Origin of the sequence: Weizmannia sp. CD-2023, from assembly GCF_036225245.1 — a bacterium.
GTDB lineage: Bacteria > Bacillota > Bacilli > Bacillales > Bacillaceae_C > Weizmannia > Weizmannia faecalis.
In genome coordinates this window covers 1-25958 of sequence record NZ_JARTJQ010000095.1, presented here as the reverse complement: position 1 = coordinate 25958, position 25958 = coordinate 1, and the positions used below count along the sequence as shown (strand labels likewise).

The 25958-nt window shown below is 46.3% G+C and carries 21 protein-coding genes; 3 read left to right on the top strand and 18 right to left on the bottom strand.

The window, feature by feature from the left end; translation table 11 throughout:
* Positions 1-4: 4 nt before the first annotated feature.
* From moaA to acsA, 12 genes are all read right to left on the bottom strand, one after another.
* Positions 5-1006 carry a GTP 3',8-cyclase MoaA gene (gene moaA / locus P9687_RS14065; RefSeq protein WP_328228475.1) on the bottom strand — a complete coding sequence of 334 codons (1002 nt, stop codon included), beginning with the start codon at positions 1004-1006 and terminating at the stop codon, positions 5-7.
* Positions 1007-1204: 198 nt separating this feature from the next.
* On the bottom strand, positions 1205-1933 hold the full coding sequence (locus tag P9687_RS14060) for a sulfate/molybdate ABC transporter ATP-binding protein (protein ID WP_328228468.1): 729 nt from the start codon (positions 1931-1933) through the stop codon (positions 1205-1207).
* Positions 1881-2600 (bottom strand): molybdate ABC transporter permease subunit, encoded by a 720-nt coding sequence (gene modB / locus P9687_RS14055; protein WP_061565176.1) that lies wholly within the window; start codon positions 2598-2600, stop codon positions 1881-1883. Before modB ends, P9687_RS14060 begins: the two co-directional genes overlap by 53 nt.
* Before the next feature lie 3 nt (positions 2601-2603).
* On the bottom strand, positions 2604-3392 hold the full coding sequence (modA, locus tag P9687_RS14050; protein ID WP_061565179.1) for a molybdate ABC transporter substrate-binding protein: 789 nt from the start codon (positions 3390-3392) through the stop codon (positions 2604-2606).
* 96 nt (positions 3393-3488) lie between these two features.
* Positions 3489-4643, bottom strand: coding sequence for an MFS transporter (locus P9687_RS14045; RefSeq protein ID WP_061565175.1), 1155 nt, complete (start codon positions 4641-4643; stop codon positions 3489-3491).
* Positions 4644-4767: 124 nt separating this feature from the next.
* Positions 4768-5502, bottom strand: coding sequence for a YwiC-like family protein (locus P9687_RS14040; RefSeq protein ID WP_061565174.1), 735 nt, complete (start codon positions 5500-5502; stop codon positions 4768-4770).
* A gap of 289 nt (positions 5503-5791) precedes the next feature.
* Positions 5792-6493 (bottom strand): respiratory nitrate reductase subunit gamma, encoded by a 702-nt coding sequence (gene narI, locus P9687_RS14035; protein WP_017552830.1) that lies wholly within the window; start codon positions 6491-6493, stop codon positions 5792-5794.
* A 2-nt stretch (positions 6494-6495) separates the two neighbouring features.
* Positions 6496-7044 carry a nitrate reductase molybdenum cofactor assembly chaperone gene (gene narJ, locus P9687_RS14030; protein WP_017552831.1) on the bottom strand — a complete coding sequence of 183 codons (549 nt, stop codon included), beginning with the start codon at positions 7042-7044 and terminating at the stop codon, positions 6496-6498.
* A gap of 16 nt (positions 7045-7060) precedes the next feature.
* A complete protein-coding gene (gene narH / locus P9687_RS14025; RefSeq protein ID WP_328228469.1) occupies positions 7061-8533 on the bottom strand; it encodes a nitrate reductase subunit beta in 1473 nt (490 codons plus the stop codon).
* On the bottom strand, positions 8523-12206 hold the full coding sequence (locus tag P9687_RS14020) for a nitrate reductase subunit alpha (protein ID WP_061565173.1): 3684 nt from the start codon (positions 12204-12206) through the stop codon (positions 8523-8525). The genes narH and P9687_RS14020 overlap by 11 nt, the downstream gene beginning before the upstream one ends.
* A gap of 416 nt (positions 12207-12622) precedes the next feature.
* Complete coding sequence (locus P9687_RS14015; RefSeq protein ID WP_051034706.1) at positions 12623-13267, bottom strand: Crp/Fnr family transcriptional regulator; 645 nt, start codon at positions 13265-13267, stop codon at positions 12623-12625.
* Between the two features lie 345 nt (positions 13268-13612).
* Complete coding sequence (gene acsA / locus P9687_RS14010; protein WP_328228470.1) at positions 13613-15331, bottom strand: acetate--CoA ligase; 1719 nt, start codon at positions 15329-15331, stop codon at positions 13613-13615.
* A 224-nt stretch (positions 15332-15555) separates the two neighbouring features.
* Between acsA and P9687_RS14005 the strand changes: the two genes are divergently transcribed.
* From P9687_RS14005 to P9687_RS13995, 3 genes are read left to right on the top strand one after another with little or no spacing between them, the layout of a single operon-like run.
* On the top strand, positions 15556-16188 hold the full coding sequence (locus P9687_RS14005) for a GNAT family N-acetyltransferase (RefSeq protein WP_328228471.1): 633 nt from the start codon (positions 15556-15558) through the stop codon (positions 16186-16188).
* A gap of 27 nt (positions 16189-16215) precedes the next feature.
* A complete protein-coding gene (locus tag P9687_RS14000; protein WP_328228472.1) occupies positions 16216-16863 on the top strand; it encodes an acetoin utilization AcuB family protein in 648 nt (215 codons plus the stop codon).
* The gene (locus tag P9687_RS13995; protein WP_328228473.1) at positions 16860-18014 is read left to right on the top strand and encodes an acetoin utilization protein AcuC; all 1155 of its coding nucleotides are present in this window, start codon (positions 16860-16862) and stop codon (positions 18012-18014) included. The genes P9687_RS14000 and P9687_RS13995 overlap by 4 nt, the downstream gene beginning before the upstream one ends.
* Before the next feature lie 90 nt (positions 18015-18104).
* On the opposite strand, the gene ccpA is transcribed toward P9687_RS13995, so the two are convergent.
* From ccpA to P9687_RS13965, 6 genes are all read right to left on the bottom strand, one after another.
* Complete coding sequence (gene ccpA, locus P9687_RS13990) at positions 18105-19103, bottom strand: catabolite control protein A (RefSeq protein WP_161655028.1); 999 nt, start codon at positions 19101-19103, stop codon at positions 18105-18107.
* A 658-nt stretch (positions 19104-19761) separates the two neighbouring features.
* On the bottom strand, positions 19762-20838 hold the full coding sequence (locus P9687_RS13985; protein ID WP_041819260.1) for a bifunctional 3-deoxy-7-phosphoheptulonate synthase/chorismate mutase: 1077 nt from the start codon (positions 20836-20838) through the stop codon (positions 19762-19764).
* A gap of 329 nt (positions 20839-21167) precedes the next feature.
* Complete coding sequence (locus P9687_RS13980) at positions 21168-21545, bottom strand: YtxH domain-containing protein (protein WP_013859979.1); 378 nt, start codon at positions 21543-21545, stop codon at positions 21168-21170.
* Positions 21546-21563: 18 nt separating this feature from the next.
* Positions 21564-22088 carry a DUF948 domain-containing protein gene (locus tag P9687_RS13975; RefSeq protein WP_013859980.1) on the bottom strand — a complete coding sequence of 175 codons (525 nt, stop codon included), beginning with the start codon at positions 22086-22088 and terminating at the stop codon, positions 21564-21566.
* A 202-nt stretch (positions 22089-22290) separates the two neighbouring features.
* Entirely contained in the window at positions 22291-23604 is a 1314-nt protein-coding gene (murC, locus tag P9687_RS13970; protein WP_061087216.1) for a UDP-N-acetylmuramate--L-alanine ligase, read from the bottom strand.
* 290 nt (positions 23605-23894) lie between these two features.
* Positions 23895-25958, bottom strand: a 2064-nt coding sequence (locus P9687_RS13965; protein ID WP_328228910.1) for a DNA translocase FtsK, incomplete at its 5' end; no start/stop codon positions are given.

The following is a 25958-nucleotide window of genomic DNA, read 5'->3' as shown; positions in this document are numbered from 1 at the left end:
CCCTTTACCCTCCAATATACGACATTTCGATCCGTTTTCCTCTAAAAGTCGGGTTTTTTCCCCGTTCTTGTGAGTAGCGGTCCGCCCGGTTCTGCCATATGCCTGCAATGCGGGCAGCCAGCACTTCATCGCTTGCCCCTTCCCTTATGGCGCCAAGCAGGTCCGTGCCTTGTGCGGCAAACAGGCAGGTGTATATTTTCCCGTCTGCCGACAGCCGCAAGCGCGTGCAGTCGCCGCAAAAAGGCTGGGATACGGATGAAATGAACCCGACTTCCGTATCCGTCCCTTTGTAACGGTACCGTTTGGCAACTTCCCCGTAATAATTTTCTTTCAACGGTTCAAGCGGCATTTCTTTTGAAATCATGTTGAGAATTTCTTTGCTGGTCACGACTTCATCCAGCTTCCATCCGTTCAGGGAGCCGACATCCATAAATTCGATAAAACGGAGGGAAATCCCTTTTTCCTTGAAATAGGCGGCCATCGGTACAATTTGCGAATCGTTCATCCCTTTTTTGACCACCATATTCACTTTGACTTTGATGCCCTGGCGGATGGCTTCCTCCATCCCTTCCAAAATTCTTGCCGGTTTTGCCCCGACGCCGTTGATGGCCGGAAAGATTTCCGGATCGAGGGCATCCAGGCTGACATTGATGCGCGAAAGGCCGGCCTTTTTTAACGGTGCGGCATATCGTTTCAACAGAAAGCCGTTCGTTGTCACCGATAAATCTTCAAGGCCGCTGATTTGATGGAGCATGGCCACAAGCTGATCGATGTCTTTCCGCAGCAAAGGCTCCCCGCCCGTCAGCCGGATTTTCCGGACGCCAAGGGATACAAAAAGTCTCGCAAGGCGCGTGATTTCTTCAAATGTCATGAGTTCGGACCGGTTCATAAAACAATATTTCTGGCTGTTATCGGCAGGCATGCAGTACGTGCAACGGAAATTGCAGCGGTCCGTTACCGAAATCCGCAAATCCAAAAGCGGCCGGTTCAGCTTATCGGTCAGCATGTTCTCCATCATCTCCGTTTTAAATTCTGTTTCTCTATTAAAAATGCATTTGCCAAATGTTTGCAGGCGCCCGGCTGCCATTCTTAACGCCAAAGTTCCACTGCCAATTGTGAGGCACACGCACTGTTCATGGTTTGTCATACGTCATGAACCCGGGCATCTGCCGGGTGGCACACCTCTTTCTTCGATCCCCGGCTTTCATGTTCTGATAGCTGCAGGGTTCCGGGCATCTTGCCGGGCGACGGCGTGTTTCAGCACCTCTTTTTTCGGGCCCGCCTGCAATACTTTCCCGTTTCTGTACAAAATGACATTGTCGCAAAGCAGATCGGCTTCTGCCATATTGTGGGTAACCAGTAAAACGGCCCCGTGAAAATGATCGTGAAGAAACGATAAAAATTCTTCCATCACAAGTTCCTTCGTGTCCGGGTCCAATGCGGAAAAAGGTTCATCCAAAAGCAGGCAGGAGGGCTCCGTGATGAGCGTCCTTGCAAGCGCCACACGCTGCTTTTGCCCGCCGGACAGTTCAGCAGGGTAGCGGTTTTCAAAACCTTCCATTTTGATTTTTTTTAGAAAAGCAGCCGTCTTCTCTTCTATTTCCTTTTTTGGCCGCCCCTTTAAACCAAATGCAAGATTTTGTTTTACCGTTAAATGCGGAAAAAGGGCGTAATGCTGGAACATATAGCCCGTATGGCGGTGCCGCGTCTTGATATCCATATGCTTTTCCTTATCAAATAATATCCGGCCGTTTAGTTCAATCTTTCCTTCATCGGGCTTGTCGATCCCCGCAATGCACTCCAGCGTTAGGCTTTTGCCGCTTCCGGACGGCCCTAAAATGCCGGTGACGCCGGGGCCCGCTTCAAATGCGGCATCCAGCTCAAATTCCGGAAATGTTTTTTTTATGTTTATGCGGAGCATGCCTGCTGCCACCCCTTCCCATCTTTTTTTCCATCCGCTTCATGCCGTATAAGACAGCCAGCGATAAAAACGTCATGATCGCAACGAGGAGCCCTGCCGTCCGTTCATCCCCGTTCATCAGGCAATTGTAAATGGCAATGGACATCGTTTCCGTTTTTCCCGGAATGCTGCCGGCCACCATTAACGTTGCCCCGAAGTCGCCGAGGGCGCGTGCAAATGCAAGCATGACGCCGCTTGTGAGCCCCCGCCATGATAAAGGGATCATGACAGAAAAAAAGATATTCCATTCCGTCCGCCCCAAAAGGCGTGCGGCATGAAGGAGCGATTCATCAATACCGGCAAAAGCCGTGCGCGCCGACTGGATGAAAAATGGAAGGGATACGCACATTGCCGCAATGACCGCTCCTGTTTGCGTAAATACAATCGTCACTCCGAATTGTTGTTCAAGAAACCGGCCGAACACACTTTGCCTTCCGAGGATCACGAGCAGATAATAGCCGAGCACGGTCGGCGGCAGCACAATCGGAAGCGTCAGCAAAGCGTCTGCCACATCCGTCGCTTTTCCCTCCGACCGGCTTAAAAGATAGGCTGCCAACAGTCCGGGGATAAGGGAAAAAACAGTTGAAAGCAATGCCACTTTAAAAGACAGATAGATGGGAAATAAATCGATCTGCCCCACTTGCTACTGCCTCGCAGACACTGCATAGCCGTATTTTTTCATCGTATTTTGCGCTTCCCTGCCGGCTAAATAATGCACAAATTTCTTCGCGATTTCCTGCTTTTTCGAGCTTTTCACAACCGCTGCCGTCTGTTTCAGCGGATTGTACAGGCTGCTTGAAATGCTGGCAATAGCCAGCTTTTCACCTTGCGCAAGAGAAAGAGAAACGATGCCGGCTTCTGTATTTCCCGATTTTACGTATGTGAGGGTATCTGAAATATTTTTGGCGTAAACCAATTTTGATTTCACTTCATCCCAAATCCCCGCTTTTTGAAGCGCTTGTTTTGCCGCCAATCCGTATGGCGCTGTTTCCGGGTTGGCAATGGCAATTTTTTTCACCTCAGGGCGGGTTAAATCTTTAAGGCTGCGGATGGAAAGATGGCTGCCCTGTTTGGCGGCAATCCCGATTTTCCCGTATGCGTAGACGGTTTTTGTGCCAGGAACGAGCATGTTTTTATCCGCCAGCTGGTTGACGTAATCCGCGTTCGCCGCCGCAAACACATCATACGGCGCGCCGTTTTCAATTTGCTGCTCCAGCTCGCCGGATGCGGCAAAAACAAGTTTCACCTTGATGCCGGTCTGTTTTTCAAACTGTTTGCTGATTTGCCGGAAAGATTTTGTCAAATCTGAAGCTGCCGCCACATTGATTTCTGTTTGTTTCGATTGCTTCTTGGCTGAGCCGGATGCACTCCCTTGTGCGGAACAGCCCGCAAGCAGGAAAAGGCAAAGCAACGTCATACCGAACCTTTTCATATTGAACACCAACCTTACACTTTTATAAAAGGATATGTTTTTATGATAACGGAATATTTTTTCTTTCTCAATTTTTCCGTTCGGAATAAAAGTCAATCATGCTTTTTTTCGAAACACAACTTGATTAAGGATAAGACAGATTGCTGCTAATCCACTAAGAAGAACGAAGCCAATCAAGTAAGAGCCTGTTGCTTGTTTAAAAATCCCCATTAATATCGGAGGAAAAAATCCGCCTAAGCCACCCCAGGCACCAACAATGCCCGTAACAGCTCCTGTTTCATTCGGATAGATTTGCGGAACTAATTTAAACACTGCTCCATTTCCTAATCCGGACATGATCGAAACGAATATGCATGCAATCGTCATGACCATAATGTTGTTCATTCCAAATGCAATGACAAGTGCGCCGGCAACCATACCGATAAAAACAACCGTCAATATTTTTGGTGCCCCTATTTTATCGGAAAGGCTTCCCCCAATTGGCCTTAGAATCGTTGCAACAATTGTAAAGCCAGCTGCTCTTAATCCTGCATCAACAGGGCTTAAATGAAATAGATCGACGAGCAATGTTGGCAAATACATTCCAAATGCTACGAATGAACCGAATGTAACAAAATAGAGTAAAGATAATGTCCACGTATGTTTATATTTTAATACTGATAAAGAACTGAGCATTGATTTCTTTTCATTTTGTTTAACGACATCTGTAGCCGGTGTACCGAACCAAACAAGAATAAGCATAATCACGACTGGTATAATGAGGCCCCAAAATGCCCACTTGACGCCAAAGCTTGCTGCGATTGTGGGAACCGAAAAACTTGCGATCGCAGTTCCGATATTTCCGACTGCATTAATCCCTAGTGCTGCACCTTGCTTCTCAGCAGGTGTTAATTTTGAAACAAAGGTGACAGATACGGCAAAAGAAGTTCCGGCCATCCCGATAAATAAGGCACAAATTAATAATGACTCATATGAATGAGCGAACCCTGCGCCCAACAATGGGAAAATAATAAACAGCAATAGCAGTGAAAATACTTTTTTCCCTCCGTAGCGGTCAGTGAATATACCGAGCGGAATCCGCATGACCGATCCAAGCAATACAGGTATTGCTACTAATATACTTTTCTGCACCGAGGATAAGCCGTACATTTGCTGAAACGTACTCGCTAACGGCGAAAATACGCCCCAGACTGCAAATGAAAATGTCATTGCCAGTGTCGTAATTGGTAAAAGGGCATGTTGCTTGTTCATGATCATTCCTCCAGAAATGGTTAATAACAAGCCCGGGCTTTGTTATTTACATAATAAGAGAACAATGAATATTTTTTTGTACCATTTATCACATTTTCATGCAGTTTCACATATTTGTAATAAGTTAGATGGCGCTGTACAGAGCGATCATGGCGATAAAGAAATAGACTGCATTGATGATCTCTAATACACCAATTGTTTTAATCGGCAAAGAATGCCCATATAAAAAGAATGCCCGGATAACGCTGGGTATATAGGCAAGTGTCAAGATAGCATATCCCGAGAATATAAGGAAGATGATGAGAACAACATGGTATCCCCATGAATACCATTTGAAACGAATATTCTTTTTCTCTCTTATCATCGTTTTTACATAAAATGTACTTCCAATAAAAAAGAGCAGGCAAGAAGTATAAAGCTTAAAGGCTGTACTCGTCAATTCCCCTTTGCCTAAATAAAAGCTTACAAGCCCGCCTATACAAAACACTGCGATCGCTGCAACATCATTCATAAAGGCGCGGTCCTTTTTCTTTTTGGCAAAATATACATTAATGAAAAAGAACGGAATCATAGCAAGCCCAAAATAAATCAATTCAATATGGAAAAAAAGCGGAATACAAAGCAGCACGATTGCACCTGAAAAATAGCGGTAAAACCATGATATATATACCTTGTTTTTCTTTATTTTCAGTGCCATTAACAACGGGTATGTCGATAAGTATAAGAGCAGCCAGCCAATGAAACACGGAATTTGAAGCCAGGAAAAACCTCCTCTGCTGGCGCCTAACAAAAAAGGAATAAGCAGCATTGCCCATGCCCCATGCTGCTTCGGCAATAATATTTTTTTCGATGCGGCCATCATGATACTCCTTTCCGCTGCCGCCATATTCGATAAGAATGAGGCTGGAACAAAAGGATAGGAAATAAAGAAACCGAATATTGTACCCAACCTCCGCTCCGAAAGTATCTTTTGCTTTCCGCGGGACGATGGTGAGCTTCCCCATGTTCATACCGCAATGCGGGGTCTCATCGATCCATATCCTTCCGCAGGCGTCTACGGGTATTCCCAGAGCGGATCTGTGCAATATTCGTCTTCAGTTAACCGCCTTTGCGCTTTTGTCCCAGCCTCCTATATCTATTATATGGCTTTAAAAGCTTTGATGTTTCTTTTCTTCATTAGGCATTCTTTTACGATAAACGACATAGCTTCTGCTAAGATAGCGCAACGGCAAGCTGAATACGTGAACGAGACGTGTAAAAGGCCATACAGCGAAAATGCCAAACGCTGCGATAATATGAATTTTAAACCAAATTGGCACGCCGCTCATGTACGCTGGATCAGCCCTAAAAAGAAAAATACTGCGAAACCATGGTCCGATCGTTGCCCGGTAATCAAAGCCTTTCGGATCGATATTCAAAAATGTAGAGGACAGACCGCTCAACATAATAATCGCTAAAAAGACGAGAACGAGCATATCTGATTTCGTGCTTGTTTTTAAAATTCGTTTTACACTAATGCGCCGATATAGCAATATGAAAAGACCGGTTATCGAAACGATTCCCGCTGGAACGCCAAAACCAATAGCGATCTTATGATAAAATTCCTCTGTGATTCCGAATGTATCATAGACAGTTTTTGGAATGAGAATGCCCATGACGTGTCCGCCGGCAACAAACAGAAATCCCCAGTGAAACATTAAACTCCCGATCCGTAATCTTTTTTTCTCTAGAAACTCGCTCGATTTGCTCGTCCATCCGAATTGATCATATTGATAGCGAAAAATATGTCCGCCAATAAAAATCGTTAAAACGATGTATGGGAGATACCCCCAAAGGAATTGATTCACCATTGTTATCCGATCCCTTCAACGATGTGATCATTTGTAAGTTCATGAATGACTTGCAAAAGGATGGTGAACACAATCGCATATTCACTTTCCATCTTTTGCAGCTGCTGATGAATTTCAGCAATATTGTCTGTGTATCTATGCAAAAGTTGGACTGTGTACTGTTCTTTGGCTTGTGCAGCAATTTCGAGCATCAGCGGCAAGTAATCCGGCAGCTCCTTATCTGTAACAGCAAATCCAGCTGATTGGTAAATTTGTTTTAAATCTAATAGTTCCATGCCTCGTTCGCGTTGTTCACCTGTAACCATATAGGTCAAATACATATTCGTTTTCTTTCCAAAATCAAAGGTGTATACATATGATTCAATGAATCTATCTTTATCTTGAGTTTGCACTTTTTCAATAAACTGTTTTAAACCCTGAGCAATCTGTTCGTCTTGCAAATCATCCAAAATGTTCAAACACTCGTTCAATCCTTCCTGCCATTCCCGATCTGGATAAGAGAGTAAGTAAGATAAGATTTCGAGTACATTTTGTGCTTCTTGATACTCCATACTTCACAGCCCCTTATTAAGAAATGACCCCGCATGCACCCGGTCCGCCTGCGAATGATAAGCCACACGCACCTTGTTCTGAATATATATCTGCCACTTGTTCACGATGAGATGGCGGAATAACAAAACGATCTTGATATTTGGCAATGGCCAGAAGGCGATACATATCTTGAATATCTGTTGCCGTTAATCCTAATGCTTCTATCATATCAGCATCCGGAGTTTGATTCGTTTGCTCTGCTCTCATATAAATTCGCATTGCAGCCATTTTTTTCAGTACCGTACGAATGATTTGTTGATCCCCAGCTGTTAATAAATTAGCTAAATATTCAATTGGAATGCGCATTTGATCGATTGCCGGGAAAATATCAGATTCGGTTGCATTGCTTCCTTTTCCTTCGATCATATTTGTAATCGGGCTTAATGGCGGGATATACCAAACCATTGGCAATGTCCGATATTCTGGATGTAATGGGAGCGCAATTTTCCAGTCGATAATCATTTTATAAATAGGCGATTGTTGTGCCGCTTTGATCCACTGTTCTGGAATTCCGTCTTCTTTTGCCTGTTTTATCACTTCTGGATCGTTCGGGTCTAAGAAAACAGATAGTTGTGATTCATATAAATCCTTTTCATCTGTAACACTTGCAGCTTCTTCCACTTTGTCAGCATCATATAGCATGACGCCTAAGTAGCGGATACGTCCAACACATGTTTCCGAACAAATTGTTGGCAATCCTGCCTCAATTCTTGGGAAGCAAAGCGTACATTTTTCTGCTTTACTCGTTTTCCAGTTAAAATACACCTTTTTATAAGGACAGCTTGATACGCAGAAGCGCCATGCACGGCATGCATTTTGGTCAACAAGGACAATTCCGTCTTCGTCGCGTTTATACATTGCCCCTGAAGGACATGCCGATACACAAGATGGATTCATGCAATGCTCACAAATACGTGGCAAATACATCATAAACACATCTTCAAATTCCGCTTTTACATCGTTTTCCATCTTTTCGATGTTCGGATCTTTTAATGCTGTTTCCGGTGCACCTGCTAAATCATCTTCCCAGTTTGGTCCCCATTTTAATTCCATGAAGTCACCAGTAATCGCTGATTTAGGGCGCGCAACAGGCTGATGTTTTTTCTCAGGACTATTTGTTAATGTTTCATAATCATAATTCCAAGGCTCATAATAGTCATCAATCGTTGGTAAATCCGGATTGTAGAAAATGTTTTTTAGCCTGTTTGCTTTTGATCCCGATTTTAAGCGCAGTTCACCATTTTTTAGCTCCCAGCCTCCGCGGTATTTTTCTTGATCTTCCCATCGTTTCGGATAGCCGATCCCAGGTTTTGTTTCGACATTGTTAAAATACATATATTCTGCGCCTGCACGGTTCGTCCAAGTATTTTTACATGTCACACTGCAAGTATGGCAGCCGATACATTTATCTAAATTCATTACCATTCCGACTTGTGCTTTAATCTTCAAGCCAATCAACCTCCTTCAACTTCCGGATAATGACATTCAAATCACGTTGATTTCCCGTCGGTCCGTAATAGTTAAATCCATAACTTAATTGCGCGTAGCCGCCGATCATATGCGTCGGTTTCACATGAATTCTAGTAGGACTGTTATGTGTACCACCGCGATTATTTGTTAGCTTCGTTCCAGGTACGTTAATATGCCTATCTTGTGCATGGTGCATAAATGCCATCCCGCGTGGAATCCGGTGGGAGATGACAGCCCGGGCTACAACGACACCGTTGCGATTAAAGCATTCAATCCAATCATTATCTTTCAAGTCTGCTTCTGCAGCGTCATCTTTGTTCAGCCAAATCGTTGGTCCGCCTCGGAAAAGGGTCAGCATCGGCTGAGAATCAAAATACATACTATGAATCGACCATTTGTTATGCGGTGTTAAATAATTTAAAGTAATTTCTTTTCCTTCGATTCCCGGGCGCTTACTGTTAAACGGTTTATGCTGAAGAATCGGCTTGAATGTTGCCATTGCTTCACCAAATTCCTGCATTATTTCATGATCGAGATAATATGATTGCCGGCCTGTTAATGTCCGCCATGGAATAAGACGCTCCACATTCGTCGTGAATGGTGAATATCGCCGCCCGCCTTTTTCAGAACCGCTAAATGCCGGAGACGTAATAACCGTTCTTGGCTGAGCTGTAATTTGTTCAAATGTAAAGCATTCTTCCTCCCGTTCACTCGCTAAATCTTTTAAACTGAGGCTCGTTGTTTTCTCAAGTGATTCCCAAGCTTTGACCGCAACATGGCCATTCGTCGTAGAGGAAAGCGTTAAAATTGCTTCCGCCGCTTTTTTTGCTGTGCTAATATCCGGACAGCCTTCTGCAATCGTTGTGCCTTTTACCGTTCCTAATGTTTTTTTCAGTTTTTCGTATTCCTCTTCCACTGACCATGAAATACCTTTTGTTCCGTACGGCTTTTTGATTACATTTGGCCCTAATGCCGTCATTTTTTCATAAATCTTTGTAAAATCACGTTCTACAACATGAATTTGCGGCATCGTTTTTCCTGGGATTGGTTCTCCTTCGCCTTTACTCCAATCTTTAACCCGGCCAAGCGGCTGTGACATTTCCCCGGCTGTATCGTGCTGAATTGGCGTTGCGACAACTTCTTTAATCGGGTCCATATTTAACTCTGTTGCCAGTTTAGATACTGCCTCAGCTAAAGAAGTAAAGATATCCCAGTCAGAGCGGGCTTCCCATGGCTCAGCAATTGCCGGATTGAACGGATGGATAAACGGATGCATATCTGTACTGCTTAAATCATGTTTTTCATACCATGTTGCAGCTGGCAATACGATATCAGAATACAAAGCAGTTCCTGCCATCCGGAAATCTAAGTTAATAAGCAAATCTAATTTTCCTTCTGGTGCATCTTCACGCCATTCAATTTCCTCTGGACGTAAGCTTTCATCATCTTCATTCATTAAACCGTTTGTCGTACCAAGCAAATATTTCAAGAAATATTCATGCCCTTTTCCTGAGCTCGAGATGAGATTGGCACGCCAAACAATCATATTTCTTGGGAAGTTGTTCTCATTGTCAGGATCTTCTATTGAAAAACGCAATTTCTTTTCTTTCAATTGCTGTGCGACATATTGGCCGATTTCTTCTTGCGTCTTAGCCCCTTGCTGGACGGCTTCTTTGTATAAATCGATGCCGTTTTTTTCGAAAGTTGGATAGGATGGCAGCCAGCCTAATCTTGCTGCCAGAACATTATAGTCAGCAAAATGTTGGTATCTTGCCTTATCAACAGTTGGAGAAGCAAGGTCGCCAACAGGTGTATCCTCATAACGCCATTGATCTGTAGCAAAATAGAAGAATGATGTACCGTTTTGCAATTTTGGCGGCATTTGCCAGTCACGCGCAGACATGATTGCTTGCCAGCCTTCGACAGGACGCAATTTTTCCTGGCCGACATAATGTGCCCATCCTCCGCCATTTACACCTTGTGCTCCTACAAACAAGACAAGATTTAAAACAGCGCGATAGATCATGTCAGAGTTAAACCAGTGATTAATCCCTGCGCCAACGATAATCATTGACCGTCCATTCGTATCGATTGCATTTTGCGCAAACTCACGGGCAATTTTGATTGCTAACTCACGTTTAACCCCTGTCACTTTTTCTTGCCATCCCGGTGTGAAAGGAATGTCTTCGTCGTAATCTTTTGCAACATCTCCGCCAATTCCGCGATCTACCCCGTAGTTGGCAAGGACGAGATCATACACGGTTGTCACATACAGTTCTTCTTCTTCCGTTTGCACTTTTTTAACGGGAACCGCACGCTCAAGCACTTTATTTCCTTCCTCTGAAAAATACGGAATTTGGATATTTGTAATCTGGTCTTCCATTCCTAAAAGAGATAATCTTGGGTCAATCGCTTCTTCTGTTTCTTCATCATTCATGTTTAAATTCCATTTTCCTTTGCCATCCCATCTTGATCCCATCGTACCGTTCGGGTTGGCGAAATCATTCGTAAGCTCATTCCAAAGCACCGGTTTCCATTCTCCATTTTCGCTTTTTCTGCCAATATCGCTTGCATTTAAAAAACGATCGGCAACATAGTGACCATTCTCTTGCTTTTTCAAAGTGACGAGGAATGGAAAATCTGTATATTGTTTTGCATAGTTATGGAAATGAGGTACTTGCTGATCAACATAGTATTCTTTTAAAATGACATGTCCCATTGCCATCGCAAGAGCACCGTCTGTCCCTTGTTTCACGCACATCCAGTCATCTGCAAATTTCGTTGATTCAGCATAATCGGGACTGACCGAAATAACCTTCGTTCCTTTATAACGCACTTCCGCTAAGAAGTGGGCATCAGGTGTTCGCGTTAACGGCACATTTGATCCCCATGTGATGATATAACCAGCATTGTACCAATCGCTGCTTTCAGGTACGTCTGTTTGATCACCCCAAATTTGTGGAGATGCAGGAGGTAAGTCAGCATACCAATCGTAAAAGCTTAACATTGGTGCCCCCATCAAATGCATGAACCGTGAACCACCTGCGTAACTTACCATCGACATCGCTGGAATTGGTGAAAAACCAATATTGCGATCCGGTCCATATTTTAAAGTTGTATAAAGCAGTGAAGTAGAAATAAGCTTCAACACTTCATCCCAATCCGCTCTTACAAATCCACCTTTACCGCGAGCTTGTTTATAGCGTTTCGCCTTTTCAGGATTTTCAACGATACTTTTCCAGGCATCAAGCGGATTATCATGCTCTGCCAATGCTTCACGCCACATTGTTAATAAAATGCCGCGGACATATGGATATTTCACACGTAGCGGACTGTATATATACCATGAAAAGCTGGCGCCACGAGGACAGCCCCGCGGTTCAAAGTCAGGCATATCCGGGCCTGTTGACGGATAATCGGTTTGCTGCCCTTCCCACGTTACAATGCCATCTTTAACAAAGATGTTCCAGCTGCAGGATCCGGTACAATTCACCCCATGTGTTGAACGAATGACTTTATCGTGCTGCCATCTTCTGCGGTATGCATTTTCCCACTCTCTGTCCCCATAGGTGACCTGGCTATGTCCATCTGCATGTTTTTCAATTGGTTTACTATATTTAAAGCGGTTGAAAAGCGGTGACCTCTTCCTCACATCGCTCACTCCTCATTCAGTTCATTTGATATGTTCAATATAGCGGGAAATGAACATAAGAAATGTGCAGTACGTCACATCTCTCATGTTATTCACATATTTGTAAAGATTACATACTTATCAGTCTGTTGCTTCAGTATTTTTGACTGTTCTTCCGGCATTTCATCTTCAGTTTGCAAAAAAAAAGCCCTCCGGAAGTTCGAAGGGGTTATACTTATCGTATTCTAATTCCTCTTTTTCGCTTGCTGATCATCATTGTTCTGCCATTGGGAAAAGGATATCTTCCTCATAAATATTGTAAAAGACCATCAGGAAGAAAAAGTGGTTTACATCACGATGCCAGACAACGATCATAATAAAAGCGGGAAAGAAACCATTAAGAATATCCTTAACCGTTTCTTTCCCGCTGAAAAATGCTAATCAATGACACAGTATGATGCTGGACAACCTTCACAATTGATTTTTGATTTTAAGTAATCCAAACTATGAATAATAATTTTTCTCCCTTTAAAAGAAATGACGCCTTTACTCTTTAAATCATTCAATTCCCTTGTAACACTTTCACGGGATGTTGAGCTAAAATTCGCCAATTCTTGATGGGTGATCGGCGCATCCAACAAAATCCCGCCATCAACTTTTACACCGTAGCTATTTGAAATCCGAATTAATGTAGAGTATAACGCACCTTTTTTTCCATACAATACAAGATCACGGAATTTCGTATGCTGTTTACGGAAATGATCCGTCATCATTTTCAAAAACTCGAATGCGAAATCAGCATTTACAAGCAGTTCTTGTTCGATTACCTTATTTTTGATTACGAGAACCTCACTGTCTTCCAATGCACGGCCGTTAAAGAGGTATTTCCCATTATTCGAAAAGACCATTAATTCTCCAATTACTGCATTTTCCCCACAGAGGCGCAAGCATAGCTCTTTCCCATCCCCCGTCAATTTACTAATCTCAAATTTGCCGGATAGAACGAGAAAAAAGTTTTCTCCAGCTTGCCCTTCCCGAAAAACAAAAGTTCCTTTTGGTACTTTTTGTGTAGCATGTGCCATCGATTTCAGTTGCTTGAGATTCTTATCACTTAATAAATTGGTCAATGTTCATTCCCCCATTGTCAGGCGAAATACTTCTTTTGGCATAAGGCGTGTTTTCAACATGTCGTCCGATGTCCTCCGAGCCATGGATCATATATCGCGGGGGATGTCTTTTTCTTTTCTCCAGCATAATAAATACGAGGATATTATACTCGTCAAACTCCGGACAGGCAAGACTGCCAACTTTCGGCTATTTCCGGATGAAAGCAAGTTTTTCCAATTTAGGGGATTAAATGTCGATTTTATGGAATAAAGGGGTACCCCTGAAAACCGGATCTCCGGTTTTCAGGGGTGCTCTTTTTATCAATCTTCCATTGTCGAAAGGTCCCCGGCCGGCAGATCCAGTTCCCAGGCTTTCAGGACGCGGCGCATGATTTTCCCGCTCCGGGTTTTCGGCAGTTTTTCGCAAAACTCGATTTCCCGCGGCGCGGCATGGGCGGCCAACCCTTTTTTCACAAATTGGCGGATTTCTTCCTTCAGCTCATCTGACGGTTCGTATCCATCCCTTAAAGCGATAAAGGCTTTAATAATTTCGCCGCGGACCGGATCCGGCTTGCCGATGACGCCGGCTTCCGCAACGGCCGGATGTTCGATCAGTTTGCTTTCCACTTCAAACGGCCCGACCCGCTCGCCGGACGTCATGATGACATCGTCCACGCGGCCCTGGAACCAGAAATAGCCGTCCTCGTCCATATAAGCCGAGTCACCGGAAACGTACCAGCCGTTCGGGAAAAAGTAAGATTCATATTTTTGCGGGTTGTTCCAGATGGCACGCATCATGGAAGGCCAGCCTTTTTTAATGGCGAGATTGCCCATCCGGTTCGGCGGAAGCGGATTTCCCTGGTCATCAACAATGGCCGCTTCAATGCCAGGGAGCGGTTTCCCCATCGATCCCGGTTTGATATCCATGCAAGGATAGTTGCAGATCAGCTGTGCGCCGGTTTCCGTCATCCACCATGTATCATGGATGCGGAGCCCGAATACTTCATTGCCCCAGCGGATCACTTCCGGATTCAGCGGTTCACCGACACTTAAAATATGGCGCAATGTCGAGAGGTCATATTGGTTAATGATTTCATTGCCGGCCCCCATCAGCATCCGGAACGAAGTCGGGGCGCTGTACCAAACGGTGACGCCGAACCGTTCAATCGTTCTGTACCACGCTGCCGGGCTGAAGCGGCCGCCGACAACGACGTTTGTTGCGCCGTTTAACCATGGCGCAAACACGCCGTAAGAAGTTCCCGTTACCCATCCCGGGTCTGCCGTGCACCAGTAAATATCATCTTCTTTTAAATCAAGCACCCATTTTCCCGTCTGGTAATGCTGGATCATGGCATTATGGACATGGAGGACGCCTTTTGGCTTTCCGGTTGAACCGGACGTATAGTGGAGGATCAGCCCGTCTTCCCGGTCAACCCATTCGATTTCCAGTTTATCGGAAGCTTCGTTAAAATATTTCAGATAGTCTGCGTACTTTCCTTCTTCTTTGACATTTTCCCCGACAACAAAGATGGTTTCCAATGCCGGAAGTTGATCAGCCGGGACACGCCCGACAAGGTCAGGGGTTGTCACAAGCACTTTCGCTTCGCTGTCTTCAAGGCGGTCTTTTACAGCCCCTTCCATAAACGCTTCAAACAGCGGGCCGACAATGGCGCCGAGCTTGATGGCGCCAAGCATGGCAAAATACAGTTCCGGAGAGCGCGGCATAAAGATGAAAACGCGGTCACCTTTTTGGACGCCCGCTTTTTCTTTTAAAACATTTGCCGCCTTGTTTGTCAGCCTTTTCATTTCATAGTAAGTATATTTCTCGTTGCGTGAATCACTTAAGTACATGAGCGCTACTTTATTTTTGCGGGAGCTTTCCGCATGTTTGTCAATGGCTTCATACGCCAGGTTGACACGCCCTGTTTCATACCATGAAAAATTTTTCTCGGCGTCTTTCCAGCTGAACGTTTTGCGGGTTTCTTCATAGTTTTTCAGATTGAAATCCCCTTGTACGGTTGGTAACGCTTCCAGTTTCATGTAAGGTCCCCCTTTGTTTAGATTCACACATTTATTATATATGAAAACTGTTTTATTCACAATTTAAAACTTCTTTCCGCAAATGCCACCATTGTGAACAATTCTGGAATTTCCCTTTTTTCCATATTGTTTTTGTTCTGTAAACATGAGATGATGAAATTGTGAAATGAACGGTCATTCATCATACTGTTTTTTCTTTGATTTGTTCAAGGGATGGTGGAAAAATGGAACATAAGAAAACATATTATGCTATCGAATTGCCTACAAAAGCAGGGCCGCTTGTGATTGAAGGGCCGCTTCCCGGGAAAAGGCTTGCGGAAATGGAATTCCATGAAGACTTAAAAGCTTTCCGCCCCGCGCCGAAACAGCATGCTGCCCTGATTGAAATTGCCGACCTGCCGGAGGGGAGGATCATTCTGGCACGCAGCGGCAATACAATCGTCGGCTATGTCACGTTTCTTTTCCCGGACCCGCTCGAACGCTGGTCAGAGGGCCATATGGACAATCTTCTCGAACTCGGCGCAATCGAAGTCATTCCGGAATACCGGGGATGCGCTGTCGGCAAGCATTTGCTGAAAGTCTCCATGATGGACGACGCGATGGAAGATTATATTATTATCACGACCGAATATTACTGGCACTGGGATATGAAAGGAACCGGCCTGAACGTGTGGGAATACCGGAAGATGATGGAAAAAATGATGGCAGCAGGCGGCTTGAAATGGTTCGCCACGGACGATCCCGAAATTTGCTCGCATCCGGCAAACTGCCTAATGGTGCGGATCGGGAAAAGAGTCGATCAGGAATCTGTTGAAAAATTTGACCGGATCCGCTTTAAAAACCGGTATATGTACTAAAACTTCGGCAAAAGGGGATGGGTAAAGATGATTGTGGAAGAAATCATGCAAAAAGACGTCAAGACGCTGTCGCCCCGGCATACCGTACAGGACGCGCTAAAATTGATGCAGAAGGAACAGATCCGCCATATCCCGCTGCTCGACCAAAACGGCAAACTGTGCGGGGTCGTCACTGAACGTGACATCAAGGAAGTGGCGCCCAATCCGTTTTTCCCGGGCGAGCAGCTGGAAAAACTTTCGCTGCCGCTTGAAAAAATTATGAAAACGGACCTTTTGACAGGGCATCCGCTCGACTTTATCGAAGACATTGCCGCGCTCATGAATGACAACCGGATCGGCTGCCTGCCGATTCTTGAAAACGGGCAGCTGGCCGGGATTGTGACAGGGACCGATCTGCTTCAGACTTTTGTCGATCTGACCGGCGCAGGGCATCCGAGTTCGCAGATTGAAATCTGCGCCCGCAACCGGACCGGCATCCTGCGCGATATTACCGAAATCATATACGAACATCATCTGAATATTTTAAGTGTGCTGATTTACCCCGACCGTAAAAATGAGGAAAACCGTGTGCTCGTGTTCCGGGTCAGCACGATGAATCCGGTGTCCCTCATTACGCATTTGAAGGAGGCCGGCTATGAAGTACTCTGGCCGAATATGCCGGGGATGCCGCGATGAAAGATGCTGTTTTCGTCTATTCCGCCGATTTGCTGGCTTACCGTTTCCGCGATGACCACCCGTTTAATCAGATGCGGCTCCAATTGGTAAAAGAGCTGCTCGAAACGATCGGGGCTTTAAGCGAGGAGGATATCGTCAAACCGCGGAAAGCTGCTGATGAAGAACTGTTGCTTATCCATGACCCGTCTTATGTGGAAGCCGTAAAACTGGCCGGCCATGGAAAACTTGATCCTGTCAAAGCTGAAAATTACGGGCTCGGGACAGAAGACACCCCTGTTTTTCCGAATATGCACGAAGCAAGCGCTTTAATCGCCGGCGGCACATTGCAGGCAGCCGAAGAAGTGATGTCGGGGAGGGCGCGGCATGCTTTGCACCTTGGCGGTGGGCTGCATCACGGATTCCGCGGCAAAGCTTCCGGATTTTGCATCTATAACGATACGGCGATTGCAATCAAATATTTGCGCAAACAATACGGCGCGCGCGTTCTTTATGTGGACACGGATGCCCACCACGGCGACGGCGTGCAGTGGGCTTTTTACGATGATGAAAATGTTTGCACGTTTTCCATCCATGAAACAGGCCGTTACCTTTTCCCCGGCACCGGTAATGTCAACGAATGGGGAACGGGAAAAGGATATGGCTATTCTTTCAATATTCCTTTGGATGCGTTTACAGAAGACGAATCATGGCTGGAATGTTATTCAAAAGCATTGGAAGAAATCGCCGCATATTTCAAGCCGGATGTACTGGTCACGCAAAACGGGGCGGATGCCCATTATTATGACCCGCTCACCCATTTGTCCGCGACGATGAACATTTACCGCGAAATTCCGAAACTGGCCCACAAAATTGCGCACGAATATTGCGAAGGCCGGTGGATTGCAACCGGCGGGGGCGGCTATGACATTTGGCGGGTCGTGCCGCGGGCCTGGTCACTCATTTGGCTGGAAATGGCGGAAAAGGCAGGCGGAGGCGGAGAGATCCCTGCTGCATGGCTCGAAAAATGGCAAAAAATCTCCCCCTACCCCCTGCCTGAAAGATGGGACGACCCGGAAGGTTTATACCGCCCGATCCCGCGCAAACCGGAAATTGAAGAAAAAAACCGGCTTGTGCTGAACCGGTTGCTGCAATTCATTAAACAAACAAAATAAAAAGCCGGCCCTGCCAGACCATTCTGGCAGCACCGGCCTTAATTTTATTCGTTTCAATGGTGCGCAGCGTTTTACGCCCATGCTGCTTTTTTATTTTGTCGAATTCCGGTACTCCACGCGGTGCGGCAGGATGACCTGGTTTTCCGTTACGGTTTCTTTGTTCATGTATTTCGTCAAAAGCCGCATGGAAACAGCACCGATATCATACAACGGCTGGACAACGGAAGTCAGCTGCGGGCGCACCATTTCAGCGAGACGCGTATTATCGGAAGAAACGACTTCCAGCTGTTCCGGAATGTTGACGCCGGCATCAAGGGCGCCGTGGATTACGCCGAGTGCCATTTCATCGTTTCCGACAAACACGGCCGTAGGGGTCTTGTCCAATTCCTGAAGCCGTTGCCATGCTTCTATGCCGGAATCATATGTATAGTCCCCTTCCAGCACATAATCCTCATTGAATTCGATGCCTGCGTTACGGAGCGCTTCTTTGTATCCTTCCAGGCGCAATTCGCGGTTGACCGCATCATGCAGCGGCCCGATTACCAATGCAATCTCCTTATGGCCTTTTTTGGCAAATTCGCTGATCACTTCAATGGTCGCTTTTTTATAATCGATATTAACGGACGGAATTTTCCCCGTAGGTTCAATCGACCCGGCGAGTACGATCGGGACTGAAGATTTTTCAAATTCCTCAATATGCTCTTCCGTAATATTCCCGCTCATAAACACAATGCCGTCCACCTGTTTGCCGAGCATCGTGTTCAAAAGGCGCAGTTCCTTTTCCTTATTTTGGTCGGAATTGCTTAAAATAATATTGTATTTGTACATCGTCGCGATATCTTCAATCCCGCGGGCAAGTTCCGCATACAGCATATTCGACACATCCGGGATAATGACGCCCACGGTTGTCGTCTTTTTGCTGGCGAGGCCGCGCGCAACCGCATTCGGGCGGTAGCCGAGCCGGTCGATCACTTCGAGCACTTTCTTCCTTGTTGTCGGTTTCACATTCGGGTTTCCGTTAACGACCCGCGAGACCGTTGCCATGGAAACGTTGGCTTCACGGGCAACATCATAAATCGTAATATTCATCTTTCAATCACTCTCCAATATACAAGTCCTGTTCATAGTTTTCACCAATCAGCCTGTCTTAAACATAGAAATGTAAGGCTTTTTCCTCTGGTGTATCGTACAAAAAAATGCCCAAACACGATCGCGTTCGACACTTTTATCGGTTCATTAGACTTCTCATTATACCATATATGATAAGCCAGGCAAAAACTTCCTGCAAGGTTTGACACAAAATTGCCACATTCTTCACAAAGAATTTTAGGGGTAAAGACGACGTCTGGACGTTGGCGCCGCTTCTTTCGTGCCGTATGTAGCAACATGACAGCGGAATTTTGGCCAATTTGAGCTTTTGCTGGAATATTGCCCGCTTCCTTAGCCGTGGCTGCCTGAACTTTGGATGGATTCCTTTACTTAGAGCGCGTCTACGTTAAGAAAGCAAGCTAATATGAAGGCATTCCTTCACTTAGAACCCGTCTATGTTAAGAAGGCGCGAAAAACGATGGCATTCCTTTACCTAGAGACCGTCTACGTGAAGGAATTTCGCTTATTCAACAATCCCTAGTTTATCCGCCATTCGATGTTCTTGCGTTTAAAAATGACAGGACGACGCCACCACACGGCCGGAAAAATCCCCCACAAAGAAAAACCTTCTGCAAGGCAGAAGGCTGGATGCTGATCCTTATATTTTCGCCGGCAAGGCGGATTGGATTTCCTGATAAAACGCATCGAACTGTTTCAAATCCATTTGCTGTGCGGCGTCCGAAAGCGCGACTGCCGGATCCGGGTGCACTTCCGCCATCACACCGTCCGCGCCGATCGCAAGCGCCGCTTTGGCAGCCGGAAGGAGCAAATCCCTTCTCCCTGTCGAATGGGTCACATCCACAAATACCGGCAAATGCGTTTCCTGTTTTAAAATCGGAACCGCCGTGATATCGAGCGTATTGCGGGTCGCCCGTTCGTACGTCCGGATGCCCCGTTCGCAAAGAATAATCTGTCCGTTTCCTCTTGACATAATGTATTCAGCGGCATTGATAAATTCTTCAATCGTTGCCGCGAGCCCGCGTTTTAAGAGAATCGGCTTCTGGATGGAACCTGCCGCTTTCAACAGCTCGAAATTCTGCATATTGCGCGCGCCGATTTGGATTACATCGAGGTAATCGGCCGCTTTTTCGAGATCAGCAGGTGTCACGATTTCACTGATCACAGCGAGATCATATTCATCGGCAATCTGCTTTAAAATTTTCAGGCCTTCAAGCCCAAGCCCCTGAAAATCATACGGAGAGGTGCGCGGTTTGTAGGCGCCGCCGCGAAGCAGTTTCAGCCCCTTCGCTTTTACGGATGCCGCAACAGCCGCAACCTGGTCGTACGATTCAACCGAACACGGGCCGAATACAAAATGCGGGTTGCCGTCGCCCACTTTTTCGCCTTTAATGTCAACAATTGTATTTTCCGGCTGTTTCTTCCGCGAAACAAGCAATGCTTTCCGGTGGTCATCTTCCTGCAGTTCAAGGGCCGCTTTAAAAATCTCTTTAAATAAATGTTCAATGGTAGACGTTTCAAACGGGCCATCGTGATGTTCTATAATGGCATTCAGCATTTCGCGTTCCCGGATCGGGTCATAGCGGTTTACGCCCTGGGCTTCTTTCAGTTTCCCGATTTCCTGGACGAGCTCACCCCGCTTGTTGATCAACTCCAGCAGCTTTAAGTTTACTTCTTCAACTTCTTTCCGCAATTGTTCAAGCTCTCTGTTCCCCACGTACCTCTCATCCTCTCTGTCAATATCCTTATCTCATTTTGTTGCCGGTGCCTGTTGCCATAGAAGCTTACAAGTGATTGCATTTATTATAATCGATTCATTTTAAAAAGTCACGGAAAAATTCTTTACTGGATAAACGCTTTTATGTACTAAAGCAACAACCGTCCTGTTATTGTTTTATATGTTTTTTTCGGAAAAAGGTTCCCGCTCGGCCTGAAAAAAAGCGCACAAAAAGGGGCAGGCTCTTAGCCCGTATCATTCGTCTTGTTCTGTTTTGCCGCCTGAAAAGCGCAAAAAAAAGCGGCAGACATGCCGCTTTTTTTGCGCCGTTACTCGCCGGCCGATGAGGAACTGCCTGAATTTGAACTTTGCTGGTTCACATCTCCCATATCCGTTTCTGCTTTATCTTTTGCCTGCTGCGCGGTCTGGACGGCGCTGTCTTTCAGCTGGCTGCCTTTCTGCACGGCAAAATCGCGTACTTGTTTTGTTTTTTCAGCAGCCTGCGAAGCGAGCTGGGTCCCTTTTTCGGTCGCAAATTCACGCCAGCCGTCTGTTTTTCCTTTGATGGTTTCCACCTGGCCGCTTAAGTCTTCCCGAAGTTCTTTCCCTGATTTCGGCGCCAACATAAGCGCTACCGCAGCACCGACAACACCGCCGACAATTGCACCAGTCAAAAAATCTTTCGTGGACATTTGTTCTTCAGACATGTAAATTCCTCCTTCAGTTTATGAATTTCTTACCCGTTGGAGCAGCCTTTCATCATTGCGGGCCGGTTCTTCAAGAAGGTGTTTCGGGACAGGGTTTTGGGCATGGACAGGATGGGTTTCATTCGTGCCTGCACCTTTTTTGCCCGACCATCTATCTTTTATTTCCTTCAGCGCAGCGCCCCATTGCACGGCCTGTGCAATTTTGTCCTGCCTTTTGCTGACGGCCGAAGCAATCGATGTTGTGACTTTACGCAGCGTCTGGCTCAGTTGCTGGGCGGAAACACCGATATCTTCCACGGCATAGACGACACTGTTCAGCCTTTCCGATTTATGCTCGATGTCTTCAACCAGCACATTCGTTTTTTCCAGTAATTTTGTAGATTCCTCTGTAATGCCGTGCATCTGCCCTTCAAGGCCCTTTACCGTATCCGACAAGTTGTCCAATGTTTTGCTTAATGATTTCAATGTCCTCGTCAGGGCGATGACCAGAATGAGGAATGCAACAGCAATTAGCGCCACGCTCAAATACAGGATGATTTTCATCTTTCGTTACCACCTCCATGTACAATAAAATTACCCCAAATCGCCTTCCTTAAACAATTGGGGGTTGAAATCTTTGCGGGTACCACCCTTATTTTCGCATAACGGCCGCCTTATGCCAACAAAAATGGAAACATTTTCTGCTTGACAAATCTCATAACAAAAAGAGGCATTGCCCGCCTGTTTTTCGGACAATGCCTCTGCCTTACCGGCTTACATGTTTTTGCAGCAATGTTTCGTATGCCTTTTGGTACTTTTGGATGTCCCCGGCACCCATAAAGAGGATGACACTGTTTTCAATGCCAAGAAGCGGGGACATGTCCTCTTCCTTGATAATTTGCGATCCGCCGACTTTTTCCTGCAGATCGTAAATAGAAAGCTTTCCGTGATGTTCACGCGCCGAGCCAAAAATATCGCACAGAAAAACCCGGTCTGCAAGGTTTAAACTTTCCGCAAACTCTGTAAGAAATGCCTGCGTGCGGCTGAAAGTATGCGGCTGGAATACGGCGACAAGCTCTCTTTCCGGATATTTTTTCCGCGCGGCATCAATGGTTGCCTTAATCTCGGTCGGGTGGTGGGCATAGTCATCAATGATGATTTGCGTGCCGATTTCTTTTTCCGTAAAGCGGCGTTTGACCCCGTGAAATGTTTTTAAATGCGTTTCAACCGCTTCTTTTTCGATGCCTTCGTATTGGCAGAGGGCGATGACCCCGAGCGCATTCAGCACATTGTGGTTCCCGAAGGAGGGAATTTCGAACGTTCCGTAAAAACTATTGCGGACCACCACATCGAATTTCGTTCCTTGCGGCTCCGTCACAATATTTCTTGCCTGAAAATCGTTGCCTTCTTCAAAGCCATAAAAAACAACCGGCACTTTTGCCTGGATTTTTTGCAGCTGCTCGTCATCCCCGTAAGCGATGATGCCTTTTTTGACTTGCAGCGCCATTTCTTGAAAAGCGGAAAAGACATCGTCAATGTTCGCATAGTAATCCGGATGGTCGAAGTCAATATTGGTCATAATCGCATAATCCGGATGGTAGGAAAGAAAGTGGCGCCGGTATTCACATGCCTCAAATACAAAATATTCCGCTCCCGGAACCCCTTTTCCCGTTCCGTCCCCGATCAAATAGGAAGTGGGCTTGATCTCATGCATGACATGGGCAAGCAGCCCGGTAGTCGATGTTTTGCCGTGCGCGCCTGTTACAGCAACGCTCGTAAAATTTTTCAGAAACTCACCGAGAAATTTATGGTAACGGATCACAGGAATGCCGCGTTTCATCGCTTCATCAATTTCTTCGTGCGTATCGGGAAAAGCATTGCCGGCAATCACCGTCAGGCCGGGGCGGATGTTTTCCCGGTTGAAAGGCAGGATCTTAATGCCGGCATCTTCTAATGCCTGCTGGGTAAAAAAGCGCTTTTCCACGTCAGACCCCTGCACTTCGTATCCGATGTCATGCAGGATCTGTGCCAGTGCGCTCATGCCCGATCCTTTAATCCCTACGAAATGGTATACAGTCATAATAGAACCTCCAACAATGTCTATATGTATGCAGTATATGATAAAAACCCGCCATGTGCGATAAGGCATGTTTCCACAGCAGCTGTACAGGCTTTATACGGCCGCCTTCATGCCCATCATAAAAAAATCATACTCCATCATTATATCATTTCCAGGCAGCCGTGAACATGAAAAAGCGGAATTTTGCCCGCAGCCCGCCGGAAGCCGGAAAGGGCAGCTCACATCCGCATTCTTCATGCCCTTTTTCCACTATCCTTGCCAAAACAGCTGCCGGCTATAAGGAAAAACCATCACTCTCTGCTTTCTGCTTCCTGCATTTGCATCAATTCGCTTTTCGTTATTAAAACATCCCGCGGCTTGCTTCCTTTCGCCCCGGAAATAATCCCCTGCTGCTCCATCATATCAATCAGGCGGGCAGCCCGGTTATAGCCGATCCGGAAATTGCGCTGCAAAAGTGACGTGGACGCCCCGCCCTGGTGAATGACAAATTCGCAGGCGTCGGGAAAAAGCTCGTCTTCTTCTTCGCCCGTTTCCGTTTGTCTCAGCAATTCTTCAGGCTGGAACAAATATTCCGGCTCTGCGGTTTCCCTTACAGATGACACAACATCGTCGATTTCACGGTCGCTCACAAAAGTGCCCTGCAGCCGGACCGGTTTGGAAGTGCCGTTTTCCAAAAACAGCATGTCCCCTTTGCCTAGCAGTTTTTCCGCCCCACTCATATCAATAATGGTGCGCGAATCGACCTGTGAAGAGACGGAAAAAGCAATGCGCGTCGGGATATTGGCCTTGATTAAGCCGGTAATGACATCCACGCTCGGCCGCTGTGTCGCCAGAATCAGGTGAATCCCGCAGGCGCGCGCTTTTTGTGCAATCCGGCAGATGGCATCTTCGACATCCCCCGGTGAGGTCATCATTAAATCAGCGAGCTCATCGATGACAATGACAATATACGGCAGCTTTTCGGAAAACCTGCGGGTACGGACGGCCATTTCATTATAACGGTGAATATCGCGCACACTTTCATGGGCAAACAATTCATAACGCCTTTCCATTTCTTCAACCGCCCACTTTAATGCCGCTGTTGCCATTTTGACATCTGTAATGACAGGGCTGACGAGATGCGGAATTTGATTATATGGCGCAAGCTCCACCATTTTCGGGTCGATCAGGAGCAGTTTCAAATCCTGCGGCGCCGCTTTATACAGGAGCGAAACAAGCACCGAATTGATACAGACGCTTTTTCCCGATCCGGTGGCGCCTGCAATCAGCCCGTGCGGCATTTTTTGCAGGTCGGTTACAACCGGTTTCCCCGAAATATCCAGGCCCATCGCAACCGTCAACGGAGATTTGCTGTTTTGAAATACGGGATCACCGATGATCTCACGCAAACGGACAGGGCGGCTTTTCAAGTTCGGGATTTCAATGCCGACCGTATGCTTGCCCGGAATCGGCGCTTCGATCCTGATATCTTTCGCAGCGAGGCTTAATTTTAAGTCGTCGTTCAGATTGGTGATTTTATTGACTTTTACGCCCGGTTCAGGCTGGACTTCAAACCGGGTGACGGAAGGCCCCTGGCTTGCGTTTACCACTTTCGCGCGGACATTGAAATTTTCAAGTGCCTCATCCAGCGTATAGCTTTGTTCTTTGATCCACTCCTCATCCCGGGTCTGCTTCACCGGCGGCTCCAGCAACGAAAGCGACGGGAAAGAAAACGGTTTTTCACCGCTGTTTTCGGCCGGATTTTCTTGTTCCGGCCGGGGACCCGGGGCCTCTTTCTTTTCTGTGATCCTCCGGCGGTCCTGTTTCAGCATCAGCACGTTAAACGGCAGATGCTTTCGCGGGCGTCTTTCCGTTTTTGTTGCTTCGCCGGATGACGGAGAAGTGCCCGCCATCTCCGTATGCCGCTGTTCCGGTTCATTTCCTGCATTTTTTTCGGTTTTTTCCGAAGCATATGCCGAAGGGGTTCCCGGCTCATTTGCAAGGTCCGCCATGCTTGCCTCTTGAGAAACGGCGGCATCCTCTTTTGACAATTCACTTGCCGGATTGAATCCCAGTGTTCCTGCGTTTTGCTGGTCTGGTTCATTTACCAGGATGGCTTCGGTTTTTTCCGAAGCATATGCCGAGGAAGCTTTTTCCGGTTCACTTGCAATGGCCGCCGTACTTGCTTCCGGAGAAACAGCCGCTGCATCCTCTTTTGGCAGCACACTTGCCGAATCGGATCCCGGCGTTTTCGCTTTTAGCTGTTCCGATTCATCTGCCGGGTTTGTGCCGGGTTCTTCCGGAGAAATGGCCGTGGCATTCCCTTTTTCCGGTTCGTTTGCCGGATCGGTTTCGGCTTTTTCCGGTTCACTTGC